Annotated in this window: 17 protein-coding genes; 12 read left to right on the forward strand and 5 right to left on the reverse strand. The window is 70.5% G+C overall.

Going from position 1 to position 22994, the window contains the following annotated elements:
* Nucleotides 1-299: 299 nt before the first annotated feature.
* A complete protein-coding gene (locus ABT025_RS02870; protein WP_350989102.1) occupies nt 300-890 on the forward strand; it encodes a malonic semialdehyde reductase in 591 nt (196 codons plus the stop codon).
* Between the two features lie 96 nt (nt 891-986).
* Here ABT025_RS02870 and ABT025_RS02875 read toward each other — a convergent pair whose 3' ends face one another.
* Nucleotides 987-1505 (reverse strand): DUF4245 domain-containing protein, encoded by a 519-nt coding sequence (locus ABT025_RS02875; RefSeq protein ID WP_350989104.1) that lies wholly within the window; start codon nt 1503-1505, stop codon nt 987-989.
* Between the two features lie 193 nt (nt 1506-1698).
* On the opposite strand from ABT025_RS02875, the gene glpX reads away from it, so the two are divergent.
* Complete coding sequence (glpX, locus tag ABT025_RS02880) at nt 1699-2730, forward strand: class II fructose-bisphosphatase (protein WP_250967899.1); 1032 nt, start codon at nt 1699-1701, stop codon at nt 2728-2730.
* A 167-nt stretch (nt 2731-2897) separates the two neighbouring features.
* On the opposite strand, the gene ABT025_RS02885 is transcribed toward glpX, so the two are convergent.
* Entirely contained in the window at nt 2898-3269 is a 372-nt protein-coding gene (locus ABT025_RS02885) for a WhiB family transcriptional regulator (protein WP_350989107.1), read from the reverse strand.
* A gap of 174 nt (nt 3270-3443) precedes the next feature.
* On the reverse strand, nt 3444-4109 hold the full coding sequence (locus ABT025_RS02890; RefSeq protein WP_350989109.1) for a DUF1707 SHOCT-like domain-containing protein: 666 nt from the start codon (nt 4107-4109) through the stop codon (nt 3444-3446).
* A 206-nt stretch (nt 4110-4315) separates the two neighbouring features.
* Here ABT025_RS02890 and ABT025_RS02895 point away from each other — a divergent pair, with 206 nt between their 5' ends.
* Both ABT025_RS02895 and ABT025_RS02900 read left to right on the forward strand, forming a co-directional pair.
* On the forward strand, nt 4316-5983 hold the full coding sequence (locus tag ABT025_RS02895; protein ID WP_350989111.1) for a fumarate hydratase: 1668 nt from the start codon (nt 4316-4318) through the stop codon (nt 5981-5983).
* A 1457-nt stretch (nt 5984-7440) separates the two neighbouring features.
* Entirely contained in the window at nt 7441-8742 is a 1302-nt protein-coding gene (locus ABT025_RS02900; protein WP_350989113.1) for a M18 family aminopeptidase, read from the forward strand.
* Nucleotides 8743-8840: 98 nt separating this feature from the next.
* Here ABT025_RS02900 and ABT025_RS02905 read toward each other — a convergent pair whose 3' ends face one another.
* Complete coding sequence (locus tag ABT025_RS02905) at nt 8841-10358, reverse strand: ricin-type beta-trefoil lectin domain protein (protein ID WP_350989115.1); 1518 nt, start codon at nt 10356-10358, stop codon at nt 8841-8843.
* A 104-nt stretch (nt 10359-10462) separates the two neighbouring features.
* On the opposite strand from ABT025_RS02905, the gene ABT025_RS02910 reads away from it, so the two are divergent.
* The 3 genes from ABT025_RS02910 (at nt 10463) to ABT025_RS02920 (ending at nt 14942) form a co-directional block, all read left to right on the forward strand.
* Complete coding sequence (locus ABT025_RS02910; RefSeq protein ID WP_350989120.1) at nt 10463-11878, forward strand: class II fumarate hydratase; 1416 nt, start codon at nt 10463-10465, stop codon at nt 11876-11878.
* Nucleotides 11879-11922: 44 nt separating this feature from the next.
* Nucleotides 11923-12642, forward strand: a complete 720-nt coding sequence (gene fomD, locus ABT025_RS02915; protein ID WP_350989122.1) for a cytidylyl-2-hydroxypropylphosphonate hydrolase — start codon at nt 11923-11925, stop codon at nt 12640-12642.
* 386 nt (nt 12643-13028) lie between these two features.
* Nucleotides 13029-14942, forward strand: a complete 1914-nt coding sequence (locus ABT025_RS02920; RefSeq protein ID WP_350989124.1) for a SpoIIE family protein phosphatase — start codon at nt 13029-13031, stop codon at nt 14940-14942.
* A 538-nt stretch (nt 14943-15480) separates the two neighbouring features.
* Here ABT025_RS02920 and ABT025_RS02925 read toward each other — a convergent pair.
* Entirely contained in the window at nt 15481-17781 is a 2301-nt protein-coding gene (locus ABT025_RS02925; RefSeq protein WP_350989126.1) for a transglycosylase domain-containing protein, read from the reverse strand.
* A gap of 222 nt (nt 17782-18003) precedes the next feature.
* Between ABT025_RS02925 and ABT025_RS02930 the strand changes: the two genes are divergently transcribed.
* From ABT025_RS02930 to ABT025_RS02950, 5 genes are all read left to right on the forward strand, one after another.
* On the forward strand, nt 18004-18975 hold the full coding sequence (locus ABT025_RS02930; protein WP_350989128.1) for an SPFH domain-containing protein: 972 nt from the start codon (nt 18004-18006) through the stop codon (nt 18973-18975).
* Complete coding sequence (locus tag ABT025_RS02935) at nt 18972-19220, forward strand: type II toxin-antitoxin system antitoxin (protein ID WP_327709086.1); 249 nt, start codon at nt 18972-18974, stop codon at nt 19218-19220. The genes ABT025_RS02930 and ABT025_RS02935 overlap by 4 nt, the downstream gene beginning before the upstream one ends.
* A gap of 164 nt (nt 19221-19384) precedes the next feature.
* Nucleotides 19385-19909 carry a PadR family transcriptional regulator gene (locus ABT025_RS02940; RefSeq protein ID WP_350989130.1) on the forward strand — a complete coding sequence of 175 codons (525 nt, stop codon included), beginning with the start codon at nt 19385-19387 and terminating at the stop codon, nt 19907-19909.
* Entirely contained in the window at nt 19906-20592 is a 687-nt protein-coding gene (locus ABT025_RS02945) for an ABC transporter ATP-binding protein (protein ID WP_350989132.1), read from the forward strand. Before ABT025_RS02940 ends, ABT025_RS02945 begins: the two co-directional genes overlap by 4 nt.
* Entirely contained in the window at nt 20589-22985 is a 2397-nt protein-coding gene (locus tag ABT025_RS02950; RefSeq protein ID WP_350989134.1) for an ABC transporter permease, read from the forward strand. The genes ABT025_RS02945 and ABT025_RS02950 overlap by 4 nt, the downstream gene beginning before the upstream one ends.
* Nucleotides 22986-22994 lie beyond the last annotated feature (9 nt).

The raw sequence follows: 22994 nt of genomic DNA on the forward strand, positions 1-22994 counted from the left end.
TACGCGCGGAAGCACGCCCCGAGGTATGGCCCCACAGGTCCGGCCCCACAGATATGGGGCCGGAGGCACGGGCCCGGCGGGGCGGCCCGAGAGGTGCGGTACCGGATGCGCGGCGCCGTGGCTCTGGCGCAGGGGCAGGGGCAGGGGCCCGTCGGCACAGACGGGCGAAACGACGCAAGACGCCCGCGCTGTGGAGTGAGTCACTCCCATCCCGCTTTAGTTGAAAGTTAACCTACCTCTCCCGTACCGTGATCGATGTTGCTTGATCCCCCGTGTACGTCCGGAAGGTAATACGCAAGATGTCCCTCGTTCTTGACCCCGCCGCCCAGGACCTCCTCTTCCGTGAGGCCCGCACCGCCAACACCTTCACCGACGAGCCGGTGACCGATGAGCAGGTCCAGGCGATCTACGACCTGGTCAAGTACGGCCCGACCGCGTTCAACCAGTCGCCGCTGCGCGTCATCCTCGTCCGTTCGGACGAGGCCCGCGCCCGCCTGGTCCCGCACATGGCCGAGGGCAACCAGCCCAAGACCTCGGCCGCTCCGCTGGTCGCGATCCTGGCCGCGGACAACGAGTTCCACGAGGAGCTCCCGGCCCTGCTGCCGCACTTCCCGCAGGCCAAGGACATGTTCTTCTCCGAGCGCCCGGTCCGCGAGTCGGCCGCCACGCTGAACGCCGCCCTGCAGGCCGCCTACTTCATCATCGGCGTCCGCGCCGCCGGCCTGGCCGCAGGCCCGATGACCGGCTACGACGCCGCGGGCATCGAGAAGGAGTTCCTCGACGGCGACCACAACGTGCTGATGGTCGTCAACATCGGCAAGCCGGGCGAGGACGCATGGTTCCCCCGCTCGCCGCGTCTCGCGTTCGACGAGGTCGTCAAGACCGTCTGAGCCCCGCCGCCCACACGGGCACGCGCGGCACATGAGGAAGGCCCTGGAGCAGGTGCTCCAGGGCCTTCCTCATGTGCACCCGCCGCAGTGCGGCAGTCAGGACGTCTTGAGCGACGCAGCCATCTCCGCCAGTCGCTCCGTCGAGGCGGACCCGGTCACGACCGTGGTCGCACCCTTGTCCTGGCGCACGAGGGCGTCGTACTTCGGGCCCTCCCAGTGCTGCCAGGTCTCCCCCGCCACCTGCTGCGTGCGGCCGGTGTCCTTCGCCTTCTGACTGACCTCGGTGACGTACGTCTTCGCCGGGGACGTGGACTGCTCCACCGCGACGTACTTGCCGTCCGGGTCGAGGAAGCCCAGGTGCCAACTGTCGCCCGCCGCACGGTCGTAACCGACCGAGGTGGGCTTCCAGTCCTGTGCCAGACCGCTCGGAGCGGCCACCGGGTACGGGGCCGCGCGCCGCGCGGTCAGGAGCTCGACCCGGTAGTCGACCGCCTTGACCGGATCGGCCTTGTCGTCGTGCGGAACGAAGATGTAGACGACCCCCGCCACCGCGGCGATCACCGCCAACGACAGGAACATGTCCCGCACTGTCTGCTTGCCTCGCTTGCTTGCCACGCGCCCATCGTCGCATCAGCCCGTTCGCGACCGAATCGCGGGACCGGATCGAGAGACCTGATCGAGGGATCGGATCGAGGGATCGGATCGAGCGCGGCCGCTCATTCGTGACCCGGTCTGCTCATTTTATCGACCTGACGATAGAGTCACATCACCCTCATCCGGTCGTCGTCGTACAGAAAGGTGCGCTCCGATGTCCGAGCATCATCTGCCGTCCCAGCTCGAAGTCTCCCCGGAGGCCCCCGACCGCAACCTCGCCCTGGAGCTCGTCCGGGTCACCGAGGCGGCCGCCATGGCCGCCGGGCGCTGGGTCGGCCGCGGGGACAAGATCGGCGCCGACGGTGCCGCCGTGAAGGCCATGCGGACCCTCGTCTCCACCGTGTCGATGAACGGCATCGTCGTCATCGGCGAGGGCGAGAAGGACGAAGCGCCCATGCTGTTCAACGGCGAACGCGTCGGCGACGGCACCGGCCCCGAGGTCGACATCGCCGTCGACCCGATCGACGGCACGACCCTGAACGCCAAGGGCATGCCGAACGCGATCGCCGTGCTGGCCGCGGCCGACCGGGGCGCGATGTTCGACCCGTCCGCCGTCTTCTACATGGACAAGCTGGTCACCGGCCCCGAGGCCGCCGACTTCGTCGACATCAACGCCCCCGTCTCGGTGAACATCCGCCGGGTCGCCAAGGCGAAGAACTCCATGCCCGAGGACGTCACCGTCGTCATCCTGGACCGCCCCCGCCACGAGGGCATCGTCAAGGAGATCCGGGAGACCGGCGCCCGGATCAAGTTCATCTCCGACGGCGACGTCGCGGGCTCGATCATGGCCGCCCGCGAGGGCACCGGCGTCGACCTGCTCATGGGGATCGGCGGCACGCCCGAAGGCATCATCTCGGCCTGCGCCATAAAGTGCCTGGGCGGTGTCATCCAGGGCAAGCTCTGGCCGAAGGACGCGGCGGAGCGGCAGCGCGCCCTGGACGCCGGTCACGACCTGGACCGGGTGCTGTCCACGGACGACCTGGTCAGCGGCGACAACGTGTTCTTCGTGGCGACCGGCATCACGGACGGCGAACTGATGCGTGGCGTGCGCTACCGCGCGGAGACGGCGACCACCGAGTCGATCGTCATGCGCTCCAAGTCGGGCACCATCCGGAAGATCGACTCCACCCACCGGCTGTCGAAGCTGCGCGCCTACAGCGCGATCGACTTCGACCGCGCGAAGTAGCACCCCTTCCCGGGCCCGGGTGCGTACCGCGCCCGCCCTCCTGCCCCGGCCCGTCCGCTCGAAGAGGCGCCCCCCATGTGCGGTGGGGGCGCCTCTTCGAGCAGGCGGGTCCGGGCCGGGTGGACGACGACGGGGACGGGCGTAGAGCGAGTGACCGACCGGACCTGTCAGCCGGCCGCGGCGATGTGGCCGGTCGCGCCGGATGCCTTGAGCTCGGCCTCGCGCCGCCTTCGGCGGGCGAGCGCCACCCGGCGTTCGGCAGCTGTGAGGCCGCCCCACACTCCGTAGGGCTCCGGTTGCACCAAGGCGTGTTCCCGGCATTCGATCATCACGGGGCAGCGCGCGCAGACCCGCTTCGCGGACTCCTCGCGCGACAGTCGGGCAGCAGTCGGCTCCTTCGACGGGGCGAAGAACAGCCCGGCTTCATCCCGGCGGCACACCGCCTCCGAGTGCCAGGGGCCGGCCTGGTCCTCCCTAGCGGGGATCCGCTGGGGAGGGATGGCGGCGACCTGCAGGGGCTGATGCGGCAGTTGCAGCACGGTCCACTCCTGACGACGGCTTCGCGAGCGAGAGACGATGCAGCACTCCCTACCCGCTGTACGCACGCCTATGCACTGAGTGGCACTCAGTTCCGGACCGCGGAATTGCGGTCGAGCATATTTCCGTCCGAATCCACGCCCCCTCGCACCACTGCGCGCCGTCGCACTCCCGCCTCAGTGACCGAGATGCTTGCGCAGCCTGTCCTGCAGATCCGCAAGGAACTTGCCACGCTTGGGCTTCGCCTCGACGCTGCCGAACACCGAATATCCGTTGACGGCCACCACAGGGGCCTCCGGGTCCACCGATTCCAGTGTGACGACTTCGAAATTGCCGAAAATTCCCGAGCCGTTGCCACGCAGCGAGATGTTCTCGGGAACCCTGATCTCCACACTTCCGAAGATGGAGGTCGCGTTGATCACGGTGAGCCGCTGGCCGAAAAGAGCCTCGGTCAGATCGATTTCCACGCTGCCGAACAACGAGAACGCGTTCATCCGCCCGCTGACCCGCCAGCGCCCCTTGCGACTGGCACTGCTGAAGATCGCCACGAGGTTGTCGACGGGACCCGTCGGCGCCTCAGGGGTGCTGCTGTACGTGGCACCGACGGCCCTGGGGGTGCCGCCCGGCGTCGGCAGGTCCCGTACCAACGGTTCGAGTTCCCCGACGGTCTTGGCGCGGTAGACGGAATCGACCCGCTCGGCATGCTCGTCGGCGGTCAGCCGGCCCTCGGCCATCGCATCGCGCAGGATGTCCGCGATCCGGTCGCGGTCCGCGTCGGAGGCGCGGATGACGTCGGATTCCGCCCGCGCGGTGGGCTGTTGGGGGTGCTTTTCGAGGTCCACCGACCCAGCGTACCCAAACGCGATAGATCGCGACTAGTGGGCGGCCGGGCGCGGCGCGCACGTGTATCGCGATCCGTTCCGCCGGGCGCGCGTCCGGATCCGGTGAGCCCTACCTCACAGACCCACCGCGCCCGCGGGGTCCTACCCTGGTGGGTGCGCTGCCCAAGGGAGGTCAGCCGCTGTCTGCCGAGTGAGGAATGGCCGTAATGCCAGAGTTTGCGTACTCCGATCTGCTCCCCCTGGGAGAGGACACCACGCCGTACCGCCTGGTCACCGCCGAGGGTGTGTCCACCTTCGAGGCCGACGGACGGACGTTCCTCAAGGTCGAGCCGGAGGCGCTGCGCACCCTGGCCGCCGAGGCCATGCACGACATCTCGCACTATCTGCGGCCTGCGCACCTGGCGCAGCTGCGACGGATCGTGGACGACCCCGAGGCGTCGTCCAACGACAAGTTCGTCGCGCTCGACCTGCTGAAGAACGCGAACATCGCCGCCGCGGGTGTTCTGCCCATGTGCCAGGACACCGGTACCGCGATCGTCATGGGCAAGCGCGGGCAGAACGTGCTGACGGCGGGCGGTGACGAGGAGGCGCTGTCGCACGGCATCTTCGACGCGTACACCAAGCTCAACCTGCGCTACTCGCAGATGGCACCGCTGAACATGTGGGACGAGAAGAACACCGGCTCGAACCTCCCGGCGCAGATCGAGCTGTACGCGACCGACGGAGGCGCGTACAAGTTCCTCTTCATGGCAAAGGGCGGCGGCTCGGCCAACAAGTCGTTCCTCTTCCAGGAGACCAAGGCGGTCCTCAACGAGGCCTCCATGATGAAGTTCCTCGAGCAGAAGATCCGCTCCCTGGGCACGGCCGCCTGCCCGCCGTACCACCTGGCCATCGTCGTCGGCGGTACGTCCGCCGAGTTCGCGCTGAAGACCGCGAAGTACGCCTCCGCGCACTACCTGGACGAGCTGCCCGCCGAGGGCTCCCCCACCGGTCACGGATTCCGGGACAAGGAGCTGGAGGAGAAGGTCTTCGAGCTGACGCAGAAGATCGGCATCGGGGCGCAGTTCGGCGGCAAGTACTTCTGCCACGACGTGCGCGTGGTCCGTCTCCCCCGGCACGGCGCCTCGCTGCCCGTCGCCATCGCCGTGTCCTGCTCGGCCGACCGCCAGGCCACCGCGAAGATCACCGCCGAGGGCGTCTTCCTGGAGCAGCTGGAGAAGGACCCGGCCCGCTTCCTCCCCGACACCACCGACGAGCACCTCGACGAGGCGGGGGACGTCGTGAAGATCGACCTCAACCGCCCGATGGACGACATCCTCGCCGAGCTGACCAAGTACCCGGTCAAGACCCGGCTCTCCCTGACCGGCCCGCTGGTCGTGGCGCGCGACATCGCGCACGCCAAGATCAAGGAGCGGCTGGACGCGGGCGAGGAGATGCCGCAGTACCTGAAGGACCACCCGGTGTACTACGCGGGACCGGCGAAGACGCCCGAGGGTTACGCCTCCGGTTCCTTCGGTCCGACGACGGCCGGCCGGATGGACAGCTACGTCGCGCAGTTCCAGGCGGCGGGCGGCTCCAAGGTGATGCTGGCGAAGGGCAACCGGTCCCAGCAGGTCACCGACGCGTGCGACGCGCACGGCGGCTTCTACCTCGGCTCGATCGGCGGCCCGGCGGCCCGCCTCGCCCAGGACTGCATCAAGAAGGTCGAGGTCGTCGAGTACGAGGAGCTCGGCATGGAGGCGGTCTGGAGGATCGAGGTCGAGGACTTCCCGGCGTTCGTCGTCGTCGACGACAAGGGCAACGACTTCTTCACCGAGCCGGCCCCCGCCCCGACGTTCACCAGCATCCCGGTGCGCGGCCCCGGCCTCGGCTGACGGCCAGACAGGTCCTGAGGGGCGTCCCGGCCGCGGCCGGGACGCCCCTCAGCCGTCCGGCAGCCCCGAGGCCGCGACGAGACGGCCGGCTCGGGCACGGCAGCCGGTGCCAGCCAGTGCTCGGCGGCCTCCGCCCGTGTCCCGAAGACGGAGAGCGTGGTGGCGGTTGCACGCAGCGTGCGGCGCCCTTCGGTGGACGGTCCAGCGACCGTCCGCAGGCGACACCGGCGATTCGTGGCAATCGCCTGCCCCGCGGGCGGGATGACCGCCCTTCACTCGTGTGCGCATTGCCTTTGCGTAAACGGGACGACGGCGGAGAGCCGCTCCCCGCGACAACGTGGAGAGGCGACTGCCGGCACCGGTCACTCCGTCGACCGGCCCACCACCGAATCGTTCAACTTCCCGCACGGGAAGCGACGTTATCGATTTCGGGTGACCGGCTACGCCGTCTCTCCGTACGGCGTGTTCCTGAATACGACCGCGCCCGACCTGTTTGCCCGACCCGTTCGCTCGACCTGTTCTCTCGACCTGTTCTCTCAACCTGTTTGTCCACGAGATGACGGGCCGGGGGTGGTCCGTTCGCCCGGCTCACCGGGAAAAGCGCCACGCCCTGGACAAATGTCCGGCAGGCGGCCGACAGGTCTACCGGTCGCCGCAGCCGTGACGGCTCTGGTCGCCCGAGCCGCCGACCGGCTCAAGGAGGTCTCGTACACGTCGCGTCCGCCGACGCTGCGGGCTGCAGGGGGCGTGGTGCGGGGAGCGGACTGCGTGCCCATGCCTTCGGTCTCACCGCGACGGTGGAGTACCTCGGCTTCGGCACCGGGACGGACCTCGTCGAGATGCCCCTCTACCGCGTCGGCCCGCTGACCGTCCTCGGCCGTCCCACGGCGCGACCCTGCTGGTGGCGGCGGTGTCCCCGGTCCGAATGACCGGTCCGCGCAGGGCCGCGCAGGGCCGCGCAGGGCCGCGCAGGGCCGCGCAGGGCCGCGCCGAGTCCGCCTACGCCGTGACGGGCCGCGCAGCGGCTCCACGTACGACTAAATTCGGCCAATCTCACGAACCACCGCCCGATGGCTCACGCACCACCTGTGCGGCCGGATCACGCCTCGGACGCGGGGGCGGCGCCCGAGGCCGCTCCCCCGGACGTGCGGTCTGGACCGCACACTGCCGCTCCGGACGGTTCCGCACCACCCCGCGAGGCGGTGGCCGCACCGCCGCTTTCGCGCAGGTGGACGTCGACGCGGCTTGCGGGACACCGGGCCGATGCGGTGAGTTGTCCAAAATCCCCGGCGACTTGCGCCCCCGCCCCCGTACCCCGGAACACCCCCCACCCCCACCCCCACACCCCCGAACACCCCACCTCCCAGCCCGGACGCCGGGAGCACGACACCCCGTCCTCCGAACCCCTCACGCCCGAGCCACTCTCACCGTCCCACTGCCGGAAAGGCGGACACCGCATGACGCCGGTCCCTCACCGCAGCCACAACGACGACCTGCTCTCCTTCATCAGGGCCAGCCCCTCCCCGTACCACGCCGTGGCGAGCGCCGCCCAGCGCCTGGAGAAGGCCGGCTTCCGTGAGCTGCGCGGCACCGACGACTGGACGGGCACCACGGGCGGCAGTTTCGTCGTCCGCGGCGGCGCCCTGATCGCCTGGTACGCCCCCGAGGGCACGCCCTCCCACGCACCGTTCCGGATCATCGGCACCCACACCGACTCGCCGAACCTGCGGATCAAGCCCACCCCCGACACGAGCTCCGCCGGCTGGCGGCAGATCGCGGTGGAGATCTACGGCGGGGTGCCGCTCAACACCTGGCTCGACCGCGATCTGGGCATCTCCGGCCGACTGGCCCTCCGCGGACCCGGCGGCCGGACCGACTCCCGGCTCATCCAGATCGACGAACCGCTGCTGCGCGTGCCCCAGCTGGCGATCCACCTGGACCGTTCCGTCAACGAGGGCCTCGCACTGGACCGGCAGCGCCACATCGCCCCGGTCTGGTCGCTCGGCACCGCCGAGAAGGGGGCGCTGCTGCGCCGGGTCGCGGCGGCGGCAAAGGCCGAGCCGGACGAGGTGCTCGGCTGGGACCTGATGCTCCACGACATCCAGCCCCCCGGGTACCTGGGCGCGGAGCGGGAGTTCCTGGTGTCCGCACGGCTGGACAACCTGGTGTCGGTGCACGCGGGGGTCACGGCGCTGGCCGCCGCGGCGGCCTCGGCCGAGGAGCCCGCGTACATCCCGGTCCTGGCGGCCTTCGATCACGAGGAGGTCGGCAGCGGCTCCGACACGGGTGCGCAGAGCCCTCTGCTGGAGAACGTCCTCAGCCGTTCCGTCACGGCCCGGGGCGGCAGTCCCGAGGACTGGTCGCGGGCGTTGGCCGGCGCCTTCTGCGTCTCGGCCGACATGGCGCACGCGGTCCACCCCAACTACGCGGAGCGCCACGACCCCGACCACCACCCGCTGCCCAACGGCGGCCCCACGGTCAAGGTCAACGTCAATCAGCGCTACGCCACGGACTCGACCGGGATCGCGGTGTTCGCGTCGGCCTGCGAGCGGGCGGGCGCGCCGTGGCAGCCGTTCGTCTCCAACAACGCGATGCCGTGCGGTACGTCGATCGGTCCGCTCACCGCGGCCCGGCTGGGCGTGCAGACCGTCGACGTGGGGGTGCCGGGCCTGTCGATGCACTCGGCGCGCGAGATGTGCGGGTCGGACGACCCGGGGCACCTGGCGGCGATCCTGGGCGCGTTCGTGACCGCGGGCTGACCCTGGGCGCGTTCGTGACCGCGGGCTGACCCTGGACACGGGCACGGGTACGGGGAGGAACCGGGTGCGGCTCCTCCCCGTACTCATGGAGCAGGCTCCTATGCGAAGCGCTGGTTCGCGCTCCCGTCGCAGGGCTGCAGCCTCAGCGGGTCATGGGCCCCCGCCAGGGTCGCGCACAGCCCGGTCGAGGCGGCCGGGCGCAGGGTGCCCGCCTGCCGGACGAACTGCTGGTTGGCAGCGCCCGAGCAGTTGTAGAGGATGAGGGCGGCGCCCGCCTTGTAGTTCGCGCCCGGTACGTCCAGGCAGCGGTCGTGGCTCAGCTCGGTGCGGAGGTTCTTCGTGGCGGAGTCGTACCACCAGCCCTGGTTGCGCCCGCCGTGGCACTCCCAGCCGGTGACGCCCGTGTTGTTGCGGGTGACCGACGCGGGGACGTCCAGGCAGCTGCCCGTCGCCTCGCCGCGCAGGGGCTTGAAGGCGTCGTCCCAGGCGGCCGCCTGGAGCACGGGCTTCCCGGTGCTCGCCGGGTCGGCGCAGCTCGCCTCGCGCAGGCCCGAGTCGTAGATCTGGGTCAGGCAGGAGGCGAAGGCGCCGTGGCCGGCGGCGTTCGGGTGGAAGGACTGCCGGACGGAGTTGGAGTCCGGCGGGAAGTGCGAGAGGTCGATGAACAGGCCGCGGGCCCAGGTCGACTCGCTGCACACCTCGTGGCCGTGGAAGAGCCGGGAGTTGTCCAGGTAGACGGCTCCGGTGTCGGCGGCGGCCTTGCGCATACCGCGCTCGAAGGCGGGCACGGCGGTGTTGCGGCCCCAGGCGGCGTCGGAGTCGTATCCGGCGCAGCCGCCGGGAAGCTTGCCGGGGAAGTTCGGGTTGTCGTAGAAGTCCGGGCCGATGGGGCTCGGGTAGCCCATGACGACGAGCTTGTAGTCGGCGTCGGCGTAACCGGCGCCGGTCATGACCGTCCGCAGGTCGCGCACGGTCTTCTCGACCTTGGGCACGAGTCCGTCGACGCGGGCCTGCCAGCCGCCGTCGTACTTGGGCTCACAGGTTCCCTGGCTGAGGACCCAGCGCGTGACGCAGTCCGTCATGACCGGGCCGAACTGGAGGTCGTCGTTGGCACCCGCCACCAGCACGATCATCTTGATGCGGGTGTTGCGCGCCTTGATGGCGAGGTTGTCGCTCTGGACGAGTTCGTCGGCGTACTGCTTCGAGCCGCCGATGACGATGTTCCCGGTGTACGCGCCGGAGCAGGAGACGTTGTACGTGACGTCGGCAGGGATCCCGGTGCGGTGGATGGCGGAGTCGGGTGAGCGGTGGCACCAGTTGTCGGGGCCGTTGGTGCCCGCCTCGTACGTGCCGACGCCCTCGCCCGAGATCTCGCTGTCGCCGAGCGAGATGAGTCCGGTCTTGCGGTCGGCGAGCGGGCGCTCGGCCGGGTTGCCGTACAGCTTGGTGGCTTCGGCGGCGCGGATGGCCTCCAGGTCGGGCGGCAGTGCGGTACTGGTGGTACCGGGCTGGGCGGCCCCTGCCGGCCCGGCGGCGACCGTCATGCCGCCCAACGCCGCCGCCATGGCCGCGACGGCCGCGACCGTACATCGGAGTCGGTATCCGGTGCGTCTCATTGCGCCTCCCGAGGTTGTGGTTACCCCCGGTATTTACTGGTCGGTAGACAACTTGGGAATACACAGAACAAGACAAGTGCTCATCTTTTTCAGGAGGTTGAACGATGACGGACGAGGGAAAGACCGCAACGGCCGGCGACGGCTACCGCATCGAGCACGACTCGATGGGTGAGGTGAAGGTCCCCGCGGACGCGAAGTGGCGGGCCCAGACCCAGCGCGCCGTGGAGAACTTCCCGATCTCCGGACAGCGCCTGGAGCGGGCCCACATCGAGGCCCTGGCCCGCGTGAAGGCGGCCGCGGCCAAGGTGAACGCCGAGCTGAAGGTGCTCGACCCGGAGATCGCCGGGGCCATTCAGGAGGCCGCGGCGGAGGTCGCCGAGGGCCGCTGGGACGCCCACTTCCCGATCGATGTCTTCCAGACCGGCTCCGGCACCTCTTCGAACATGAACACCAACGAGGTCCTGGCCACGCTCGCCACCGAGCGCCTGGGCCGCGAGGTCCACCCCAACGACCACGTCAACGCCTCGCAGTCCTCCAACGACGTGTTCCCCTCCTCCATCCACATCGCCGCGACCGGTGCGGTGACGGGGGAGCTGATCCCCGCCCTGGACCATCTGGCGGCGGCACTGGAGCGCAAGTCCGCCGAGTTCGCGGAGGTGGTGAAGTCGGGGCGTACGCATCTGATGGACGCCACCCCCGTCACCCTGGGCCAGGAGTTCGGCGGGTACGCCGCCCAGATCCGCTACGGCATCGAGCGGCTGCGCGCCTCGCTCCCCCGCCTCGCCGAGCTGCCGCTGGGCGGCACGGCCGTCGGCACCGGCATCAACACCCCGCCCGGCTTCTCCGCCGCCGTCATCGCCGAGGTCGCCCGCGTCACCGGGCTGCCACTCACCGAGGCCCGGGACCACTTCGAGGCGCAGGGCGCGCGGGACGGGCTCGTCGAGACCTCCGGCCAGCTCCGCACGATCGCGGTCTCCCTCACCAAGATCTCCAACGACCTGCGCTGGATGGCGTCGGGTCCGCGCACCGGACTGGCCGAGATCAGCCTCCCCGACCTCCAGCCGGGGTCCTCGATCATGCCGGGCAAGGTGAATCCGGTCATTCCCGAGGCCGTGCTGATGGTCGCCGCCCAGGTGACGGGCAACGACACGACGGTGGCCGTCGCGGGCGCCGCGGGCAACTTCGAGCTGAACGTCATGCTCCCGGTCATCGCGAAGAACCTGCTGGAGTCCGTCCGGCTCCTCGCCAACGTCTCCCGGCTGCTCGCGGACCGTACCGTCGACGGGATCACGGCGAACGTGGAACGGGCCAGGGAGTACGCGGAGTCCTCACCGTCCGTCGTCACCCCGCTGAACAAGTACATCGGCTACGAGGAGGCCGCGAAGGTCGCCAAGAAGTCCCTGGCCGAGCGCCGGACCATCCGCGAAGTGGTGCTGGCCTCGGGCTATGTCGAGCGCGGTGACCTCACCGTGGAACAGCTCGACGAGGCGCTGGACGTGCTGCGTATGACCCGCCCGTGACGTGCATCGCTGCGGGAGCGGGGTGCGATCTCTAAGATCTCTCCATGACAGGTACCGGAGAGACCGAGCGCTGGGCGCCGGGTGATCAGATCCTGTGGCGCTACCGTGGCAACGGACCGCTGCGGCACGGCCCCGGGCCCGGCCGGACCCCGAACCCCGTACACATCTGCCGCCCCGTCACCGTCGTCCAGGACACCGACGAACTGCTCGCCGTCTGGGTCGCCCCCGGCACCGAGTGCGTGAAGCCGGTGCTGGCGGACGGCACCGATGTGCACGCCGAGCCGCTCGCCACCCGGTACACGGCCCCGCGTACCACCGCCCGTTCGCCCTGGCTGGGCAACGGGGTGCTGAAGCTGGCCCGGCCCGGCGAACCGTGGTCCGTCTGGCTGTTCTGGGAACAGGGCTGGGAGTTCCGCAGCTGGTACGTGAACCTGGAGGAACCGCGGACCCGCTGGGCCGGCGGCATCGACTCCGAGGACCACTTCCTCGACATCTCGGTCTACCCGGACCACAGCTGGCTCTGGCGCGACGAGGACGAGTTCGCCCAGGCCCAGCAGGTCGGCCTGATGACCCCGGCCGCCGCCCGGCAGGTGCGGGCGGCGGGACGGGCGGCGGTCGGGGTGATCCGCGAGTGGGGGGCGCCGTTCCGGGACGGCTGGGAGGACTGGCGGCCCGATCCGCACTGGCGGGTTCCCACGCTGCCCGCAGACTGGGACCGGCTGCCGGATGACTGGGACCGCACCCCCTCCACCATGACGTCGTGAGACCCTTGATGCACCCCAGTGGGGCAAACGTAGGATCGTCCCGAGAAGATCGGCTCCGCCCCAACCGACGGGCGCCGCACACGACCTGACCACCAATCACCGAGCCATCGCAGACGTTGCACGCTTCATGAATCGCATCAGTCGTACGAGTCGCACGAGTTGCCTGAATCGCATGAGTCACGACGAGGGGGTGGAGACGTGCTCGCTGGCCGCCGACCGGACGCCGGAAACGTTGTCAACGACGTACGGCGCGGACATCCGGTTTCGGCCCCGTGTCCCGGGGCACGAGATGTCAGCCGTTGTGATTGCCGCTCATGCCGGGGCACAGTAGCGCTCCACGAGGTGATTGCCTCATACAACCGGCCCGGACGGACGGAACCCCACGCGTGACGGAGCACCCCACCTCCCACGAAGGCCGGCAGCCTCTCGCCGCCCGGCCGCAGGAACGCACCCGGCCGCGGCAGCGCGACGCCGCGGCGGCCGCGCCTGCCACCGCGGCGATCCCCGCCCCGGCCAAGAGCCCCGGCCCGGCCGTGGCCGGCACGGGTCCCGCGGCCGGCCCCGACCCGCAGGCCGCGGCCCGTCGCGAGGGCGACCGGCTGCGCTTCGTGGGGGCCGCGACCAGGCGTATCGCCCGCGGGATAGACCTGGACGAGATCGTTCTGGGGCTGTGCCGGGCCAGTGTGCCGACGTTCTCCGACGCCATACTCGTCTACCTCCGCGACCCTCTGCCGGTCGGCGACGAGCGGCCCGTCAACCCGTTCGTGCTGCGGCTGCGCCGCTCCGACCGGCTGCGGCTGAGCGACGAGGACACCGAGCACCTGTCGGAGACCGAGCGGCTGCGGCTGCCCGCCGTCGACCCGCAGGCGGATCTGACGCCCGCGTCCGAGCTGTGCGAGGTCCTGGCCGGCGGCGCGCTGGCCGAGGTGCTGCGCGGGGTGCGGCCGGTCTTCGGTGACTCCGCCGCGGCCCGCGTCGCGCTGCCGGAACTGCTCGGCGCGGACCGTACCGTGCCGTCCGGCCACCGGGCGATCCTCGCCCCGCTGCGCGGCCGGCGCCGGGTGATCGGCGCCGCGGTCTTCCTGCGCGGCACCGAGCGCCCGCCCTTCGAGGCCAACGACCTGCTGGTCGCGGCCCAGCTGGCGACGCACACCGCACTCGGCATCGACAAGGCCGTGCTGTACGGCCGCGAGGCGTACATCGCCGACGAGCTCCAGCGCACCATGCTGCCCGACTCGCTCCCGCAGCCCACCGGCGTCCGGCTGGCCTCCCGCTACCTCCCCGCCGCCGAGACGGCCCGGGTCGGCGGCGACTGGTACGACGCCATCCCGCTGCCCGGCAGCCGGGTCGCCCTCGTCGTCGGCGACGTCATGGGCCACTCCATGACCTCCGCCGCGATCATGGGCCAGCTGCGCACCACCGCCCAGACCCTGGCCGGGCTCGACCTCCCGCCGCAGGAGGTGCTGCACCATCTCGACGAGCAGGCTCAGCGGCTCGGCAGCGACCGCATGGCGACCTGCCTGTACGCGGTGTACGACCCGGTCGCGCACCGCATCACCATCGCCAACGCCGGCCACCCGCCGCCCGTCCTGCTCCACCTCGGCGGCCGTGCCGAGGTGCTGAAGGTGCCGCCGGGCGCCCCGATCGGCGTCGGAGGAGTGGACTTCGAGGCGGTCGAGCTGGACGCGCCCGCGGGCGCCACCCTGCTCCTCTACACCGACGGTCTCGTGGAGTCCCGGCTGCGGGACGTGTGGACGGGCATCGAGCAGCTGCGCGAGCGGCTCGCCACCACGGCCCGGCTGACCGGCCCCGACCACTCGCCGCCGCTGGAGGCCCTCTGCGACGACGTGCTGGACATGCTCGGCCCGGGCGACCGGGACGACGACATCGCGCTGCTCGCCGCCCGCTTCGACGGGATCGCGCCGAGCGACGTGGCGTACTGGTTCCTGGAACCGGAGGACTCCGCCCCGGGCCGGGCACGCAGGCTGGCCCGCCGGGCGCTCAGCCGGTGGGGGCTCGACGACCTCTCGGACTCGGTGGAGCTCCTGGTCAGCGAGGTGGTGACCAACGCCGTGCGGTATGCGGAGCGGCCGGTGACCCTGCGGCTGCTGCGGACCGACATCCTGCGCTGCGAGGTGGGCGACGACTCCCCGCAGCTGCCCCGGCAGCGCCGGGCGCGTGACATGGACGAGGGCGGCCGCGGTCTGTTCCTGGTGAACCGGCTGGCCCGGCGGTGGGGCGCGACGCGTCTGTCGACCGGCAAGGTGGTCTGGTTCGAGATGCCCACCCGGGGGCAGTGACCGCAGTCCCCGTCGCCCCGGGTCCGTGCCCCCCGGCCCGGACCCGGGGCGGCCAGGTGCCGTCGGCCGAAAGCGTGGGAGGCCGGCGTCTTCACCAGGGGAACGCGTCCGAATTCCTGAAGGAGACCAGGAACCGGATCACCAGGGGAATCAGGACCAGGAGGACGAGAGCGGCGGGAGCTCTGGCCCATCCCGCCGATTTCCCGGGGCTGCCAGTGGGCATGCGTGCTCAGCACCCCGGCACGGCACGCGTGAACGCCTGGACTCAGGTCGCGTACCGACACGGTCGGGACGGAAGTCTCGCGGCCGACGCATCCGGTTCCTCCGAGTCGCAGGGGAAGTCCCCGTCACCCCGGGGCCTTCACCGTCCTGTCGATGCCTTCAGGATCATCGCAGCCCCGCTTGCCCGCGATGTCGCCGTCCGGCCGATCCACAGGTTCCGGGAGTCCCGCCGTGTGTCCGGAACGCGGAAGACGGGCGGTGCACGAGGACTTCTCCTCGTACACCGCCCGTCTCGGTGACCGGTCGCGTCAGCCGGTCAGCGCGATACCGCGTTCTCGCCGTCCGGCCGGTTGTTGTCCCCGGGGTCCAGCGGGAGTTCGGGGGTGGTGGACGGCCCCGGCTCGGTCGACGGCCCGGTGGGCGGCTCGGTCGTCGGCTCCCCGGTGGGGGTGGCCGGCGGCGTGGTCACCGGCGACTCGGTCTCCGCGGGCGGCTCGGTCGTGGGGCCATCGGTGGTCGGCTCGTCGGAGGGCTCGGTCTCTTCGGAGGGCGACGTGGTCGCGCTCGGCGAACTGGTGTCCGGCGGCGGGGTGACCGCGGCGCCCATGTCGGTGTCGAGCACGAACTTGCTCGGCTCGCCCATGGCCTTCGCGGTGAAGTCCGCCCAGATCTGGGCCGGGAAGCCACCGCCGTTGACGCGTCCGCCGCCACCGGCGCCCTTCAGGGTCACCTGGTCGTTCTTGTTGATCTTCTTGCCGTCGTCGCCGGTACGGGCGAAGGCCGCTTCGCCGAACAGACCGACCGAGGTGACGAGATCGGGCGTGTAGCCGGTGAACCAGGCCGACTTGTTGTCGTCCGACGTGCCGGTCTTGCCCGCGATCTGCTGGTCGGAGAGCCCCTCGGCGTTGCGCACCGCCGCGTGGGCCGTACCGTCGTCGACCACACCGGTCAGCACGGAGGTCACGGAGTCCGCGGCCTGGCGGCTGATCACCTGGTCGCCGATCGCGTCAGGCATCCGCACCGGGTCCTCTCCCTGGTGCACGGCCGACTTCACGATCTGGGGGGTGACCTTCTTGCCGTGGTTGTCGAGCGTCGCGTAGATGCCGGCCATCTCCATCGGGCTCGCGCCCATGGAGCCGAGCGTCTGCGCGGGCACGGCCGGAAGGCCCTTCACGCCCATGCCCAGCTCGCCTGCGGTCTGCAGCACCTTGTCCATGCCGACGTCCACGCCCATTTGCGCGAAGACGGAGTTGATGGACTTGTTCATCGCCGTCTGGACGGTGACCGAGCCGTAGTTCTGGTCGTCCTCGTTCTCCGGCGCGAAGGCGACGTCGCTGCCCACGACCGGGCGCTCGCTGGTGCCGTCGTAACGCGTGTTGGCGGTGATCTCCTGGCCGTCCTGCGTCACCGACTCCTGGTCGAGCGCCGACGCGAGGATGACCGGCTTGAAGGTGGAGGCGGGCTGGAAGTCGGTGCGGGCCGCGTTCGACGTCCAGTGTTCGTTCTGGCCCCGCCCGCCGTACAGGGCGATCACCGCGCCGGTCTTCGGATCTACCGAGACGGCACCGGCCTGGACGTCCTGGTCGAGCTTGCGCTTCTTCGTGTCGAGGTTGTCGATCAGCTTCGTCTCGACCGACTTCTCCAGCTGCTGCTGCTTCTTCTTGTCGATGTTGACGGTGATCGTCCAGCCACCGAGGTCGAACTGCTCACTGCTGAGGCCCGTCTCCTCCAGCACCGCCTTGCGGGCCGCTTCGACGATGTACCCCTTCTGTCCCGCGACCCCGTTCAGCGGCTTGGGCTCCTGCGGAACCGGGAACTTCAGGCCCTGGCGCTTGCCGGCGTCCAGCCATTTCTCCTGGACCATGTTGTCCAGGACGTAGTTCCAGCGCTCCTTGACGAGCGCCTTCCCCTTCGGGCCGGCGACCGCCCAGTCGTACTGGCTGGGCGCCTGGAGCAGGGCGGCGAGGTAGGCACCCTGGGCGACGTCCAGCTCCTGTGCGTCCTTGCCGTAGTACGCCTGCGCCGCGGCCTGGATGCCGTAGGCCTGCCGGCCGTAGAAGCTGGTGTTGATGTACCCGGCGAGGATCTCCGACTTGGTCCGCTTCTGGTCGACCTTCAGCGAGATGACCAGCTCTTTGAGCTTGCGGGTGACCGTCTGGTCCTGGTCGAGGTAGTAGTTCTTGACGTACTGCTGGGTGATGGTCGAGCCACCCTGCTTGCCCTTGCCGGAAACGGTGTTCAGCAGGCCGCGCGCCGTGCCCTTGAAGTCGACACCCTGGTCGTCGTAGAAGGACTTGTTCTCGGCGGCGACGAAGGTCATCTGGACCTCCTTGGGCACCTGCGCGAGGTCCACGATCTCCCGGTTGACCTCACCCGTCCTGGCCAGCAGAGTCCCGTCGGAGTACTTGTAGATGTTGCTCTGCAGCTTGGCCCGGGCATTGCCCTCGGGGACGTCCACGAGCATGTAGAGCACGGCGAAGCCACCCATGCCCAGCAGGCAGACGGTGAAGGTGGCGCCCAGTAGTTTCCGCCAGGTGAAGAGCCTGCGTATGCCGCCGCTCTTCCCGGCCCGTCGCGACCCGCGCCCCTGGGCTCGTCGCGCATCCGCTCGACCCATTGCTGTGTTGCTCCCGTTTCTCTGCTCGACCGGATCAGCTCGGACATGCCAGCTAACACCGTTGGCAAGGACAAAAAGCGAGCGATCCCGCATTTTCCGGACGTGACAATCAGCACCCGTTCCCATGGGAACCGACTCACGAGAGGTGCGCAGGGTTGCGAAAACCATTAATGTGTAATCACATTGCTAGCGAACAGCTAGCCAGGCGAAACGGGGGATTCCATGACTGAACCGCTCAACCCGCACGTGCCTGCCGGGCCACAGGCCGACCTCACGCCCGACGCGCCCAAAATGCCGGAACCGCAGGTCCGCGAGACGACGGCACACAGCATCGCCGGCGGCCTCGGACTCCTGCTGACCGTGATCGGGGTGATCGTCGGTGTCGGTCTCGCCATCCTCGGCGGCGTCATCGGGTCGAACGGGAACAACGGCGTGGGCATCCCGGTCTGCATCCTGGGCGTGCTGCTCGTCATCGCCTCGTTCTTCTGCATGGGCGGTGTGAAGATGGTCGCACCGGGCGAGGCGCGGGTGATCCAGCTCTTCGGCCGGTACGTGGGCACGATCCGCACCGACGGCCTGCGCTGGATCAACCCGCTGACCTCCAGCCGCAAGATCTCCACCCGGGTCCGCAACCACGAGACCGCCGTCCTGAAGGTCAACGACGCCTACGGCAACCCGATCGAGCTCGCCGCGATCGTCGTCTGGAAGGTCGAGGACACCGCGCAGGCCCTCTTCGAGGTCGACGACTTCCTGGAGTTCGTCGCCACCCAGACCGAGGCCGCTGTCCGGCACATCGCGATCGAGTACCCGTACGACGCCCATGACGAGGGCGGCCTCTCGCTGCGGGGCAACGCCGAGGAGATCACCGAGAAGCTGGCCGTGGAGCTCACGGCACGGGTCCGGGCGGCAGGCGTACGGATCATCGAGTCCCGCTTCAGTCATCTCGCGTACGCCCCCGAGATCGCCTCCGCGATGCTCCAGCGCCAGCAGGCGGGTGCGGTGGTCGCGGCCCGGCAGCTGATCGTGGAAGGGGCGGTCGGCATGGTCGAAATGGCCCTGTCCCGGATCGCCGAGCAGGACATCGTCGAACTCGACCCCGAGCGGAAGGCAGCCATGGTCAGCAATCTGATGGTGGTGCTGTGCGGCGACCGCGCGGTGCAGCCGGTCCTCAACACGGGCACGCTCTACCAGTGACGGATCAGACCCCGCGGCGCCGCGCGCCGCAGTCCGGGCCGCAGCAGCGCAAGCAGATGCTGCTGCGGCTGGACCCCGCCGTGCACGACGCGCTGGCGCGCTGGGCCTCGGACGAGCTGCGCAGCGCGAACGCGCAGATCGAGTTCCTGCTGCGGCGGGCACTCGCGGAGGCGGGACGCCTGCCCGGCGGTGCGGCTCCGATCCCCCGCCGGGGACGACCACCGAAGGCGCCGGACCCGGAGTGACCACCGGGCACCGGTGACTGACGACCGACCTCCGGCTCCTGGCTCCTGACTCCTGGTCCCTGCCCCCGGCCCTCACTCCCGCCCCTGCCCCCGGCCACTCGAAGGGGTGACGTTCATCAGGTCGGTATACACACCAGGTATACACACCGTGTACAGTCGTCGGCATGTCTATCGGCCACACCCTGCTCGGGCTCCTGGAGTCCGGCCCCCGCCACGGCTACGACCTGAAGCGGACGTTCGACGAGAAGTTCGGGCACGACCGCCCCCTGCACTACGGACAGGTCTACTCGACGATGTCCCGGCTCCTCAAGAACGGCCTCGTCGAGGTCGACGGCGTGGAGACCGACGGCGGCCCGGAGCGCAAGCGTTACGCCATCACCGACGCCGGGATCACCGATGTCGCCACCTGGCTCGCGCAGCCCGAGAAGCCGGAGCCGTATCTCCAGTCGACCCTGTACACCAAGGTCGTCCTGGCCATGCTCACCGGCCGCAGCGCCGCCGACGTGCTGGACACCCAGCGCTCGGAGCACCTGCGCATGATGCGCATCCTCACCGACCGCAAGCGGCAGGGAGACCTCGCCGACCAGCTGATCTGCGACCACGCGCTGTTCCACCTCGAAGCCGATCTGCGCTGGCTGGAGCTCACCGCCGCGCGACTCGGCCAGCTCGCGAAGGTGGTGGCCCCGTGATTCCCGCCGGCTCGCTGCTCTCCGCCCACGATCTGCGCAAGACGTACGGGGCGACCCCCGCGCTCGACGGCGCCTCGTTCTCCGTCCACCCCGGCGAGGTCGTCGCCGTGATGGGCCCCTCCGGTTCCGGCAAGTCCACCCTGCTGCACTGCCTCGCCGGGATCATCACCCCCGACTCCGGCACCATCACCTACGCCGGGCGCGAGCTGTCCGCCATGTCCGACGCCGAGCGCAGCGCCCTGCGCCGCAGCGAGTTCGGCTTCGTGTTCCAGTTCGGCCAGCTCGTCCCGGAGCTGACCTGTGTGGAGAACGTCGCTCTGCCGCTGCGGCTGAACGGCACCCGCCGCAAGGCCGCCGAGCGCACCGCCCTGGAATGGATGGAGCGCCTGGAGGTCGACGACATCGGCGCCCAGCGCCCCGGTGAGGTCTCCGGCGGCCAGGGCCAGCGCGTCGCCGTGGCCCGCGCACTGGCCGCGTCCCCGAAGGTGATCTTCGCCGACGAGCCGACCGGCGCCCTGGACTCCCTCAACGGCGAGCGGGTCATGCAGCTGCTCACCGACGCGGCCCGTTCCTCCAACGTCGCCGTGGTCCTGGTGACCCACGAGGCCCGCGTCGCCGCCTACTCCGACCGCGACATCACCGTCCGCGACGGCCGGGCCCGCGATCTGGAGCACGCCGTATGACGCTGCTCGACGAGAAGAGGCCCCCGGCCGGCCCGGTGTCTCCTCCCGAAGCCCCCTCCCGCACCGCTCCCTGGCTGCGCGATCTCGCCCTCGGGATCCGCTTCGCCGCCGGCGGCGGCCGGGAGGGCTGGATCCGCACCCTGCTCACCGCCGTCGGCGTGGGGCTCGGTGTGGCGCTGCTGCTCACCGCCTCCTCCGTGCCGCACATGCTCGACGAGCGGTCCGCCCGGGACCAGGCTCGCTCCGAGACCAAGGTCTCGGGCTACCCCGACGCCTCGGCGAAGAAGTCGGACAGCACGGTCCTGCGGAAGGAGGCGAGCACCGAGTACCACGACCGCTCCGTCACGGGCTTCCTGATGCGCGCCGACGGCCGCCATCCGGTCGTCCCCCCGGGCCTCACCGCCTTCCCCGCCCCCGGCGAGATGGTGGTCTCCCCCGCGCTCGGGGAACTCCTCGACGCCCCTGAGAACGCGCTGCTCAAGGAGCGTTTTCCGTACAAGGTGACCGGCACGATCGGGGACAGGGGGCTGCGCTCGCCGGGCGAGCTGTGGTTCTACGTCGGCAGTGACACCCTGACCAGCGCGACGGGCGGCCACCGGATCGCCGGGTACGGCGACCCCGGACCGGCCGATCCGCTGTCACCGATGCTCATCGTGCTGATCATCATGATCTGCGTGGTGCTGCTGGCACCCGTGGCCATCTTCATCGCCACCGCCGTGCGTTTCGGCGGAGACCGACGCGACCGCCGGCTCGCCGCACTGCGCCTGGTCGGTACGGACATCCGGATGACCCGCCGGATCGCGGCCGGTGAGGCACTCTTCGGCTCGGTCCTCGGCCTCCTCATCGGACTGGCCGTGTTCGTGACGGGACGCCAGTTCGTCGGCTACGTCGAGATCTGGGACGTCAGCGCCTTCCCCTCCGACCTGGCCCCCGACGCCCGGCTGTGCGTACTGATCGCCCTCGCGGTACCGGTCACCGCGGTGCTGGTCACCCTGGCGGCCATGCGGTCCGTGGTCATCGAGCCGCTCGGCGTCGTACGCAACAGCCGCAGCCGCAAGCGGCGCCTCTGGTGGCGGCTGCTGCTGCCGGTCGCCGGGCTCGCGGTCTTCGGAATCACCGGCAAGGTCGAGGAGTACGGCCCCGTCAACCCGTACCCGGTCGCCGGGGGTGCGGTGCTGGTCCTGGTCGGACTGGCGCTGCTCCTGCCCTGGCTGGTCGAGGCCTGCGTCGGGCGGCTGCGCGGCGGCCCGGTCCCCTGGCAGCTGGCCACCCGCCGGCTCCAGCTGAGCAGCGGGGCGGCCTCCCGCGCCGTCAGCGGCGTCACCGTCGCCGTGGCCGGCGCGGTGGCGTTGCAGATGCTGTTCGCCGCGATGAACGACGACTTCAACAAGGTCACCGGCCAGGACCCGTCCCGCGCCCAGTTCTACGCCGCCTCCGAAATCGTCCGGGGCGACGCCGCCGTGCACTCGATCAAGGAGTTCCGCGCCACCAAGGGCGTCATCCAGGTCATCGGGACCGTCGAGGCGTACGCGACGAAGCCGGGAACGTACACGGACGACGAGATCCAGCCCACCACCTCGTTCACCGTCGGGGACTGCGCGACCCTGCGCGAGATCGCCCGGATCACGAGCTGCCGGGACGGCGACACCTTCGTCGCCCACCCCAGGGACAAGGGGCAGGCCGACTGGGTCGACCAGACCGCCCGCAAGGGCAAGGTGGTCGAGTTCGACACCTACGCCCGGGGCAAGCCGCTGCACTGGACGCTGCCGGCCGATTCCCGGACCGTCGCGGCCCGGACCGACCCGTACGGCGAAGAGCGCTCGGGCATCCTGGTCACGCCCGGAGCGATTGACGCGCGGACCCTGCCGGGAGCCCAGACCATCTCGCAGATCCGCTTCGACGAAGACGTCCCGGAGGCCGCCGAGTACATACGCAACACGGCGGCACGGCTGGACCCCGGCATGCGTCTGGTGGCCCTGAACTCGGTCGAGCGCGACCGGCAGTACGCGAGCATCCAGACCGGCCTCCAGGTCGGCGCGACCGCCACCCTGCTGCTGATCGCCGCGTCGATGCTGGTCTCCCAGCTGGAACAACTGCGTGAGCGCAAGCGGCTGCTGTCGGTCCTGGTCGCCTTCGGCACCAAGCGGGTCACTCTCGGCTGGTCGGTGCTGTGGCAGACCGCCATCCCGGTGGCCATCGGGCTCGCGGTGGCGGTGGCCGGCGGCCTCGCCCTCGGCGCCGCCCTGTGCTGGATGGTCGGCAAGGAGGTGACCGGCTGGTTCCTGTTCCTGCCACTGGTCGGCGCGGGCGCGGGCCTCATCGTCCTGGTCACCCTGCTCTCCCTGCCGCCCCTGTGGCGCATGATGCGCCCCGAGGGGCTGCGCAGCGAGTAGCACCGGGTC

The sequence above is a fragment of the Streptomyces sp. NPDC002809 genome, assembly GCF_040295435.1.
In the GTDB taxonomy this organism is placed as follows: domain Bacteria; phylum Actinomycetota; class Actinomycetes; order Streptomycetales; family Streptomycetaceae; genus Streptomyces.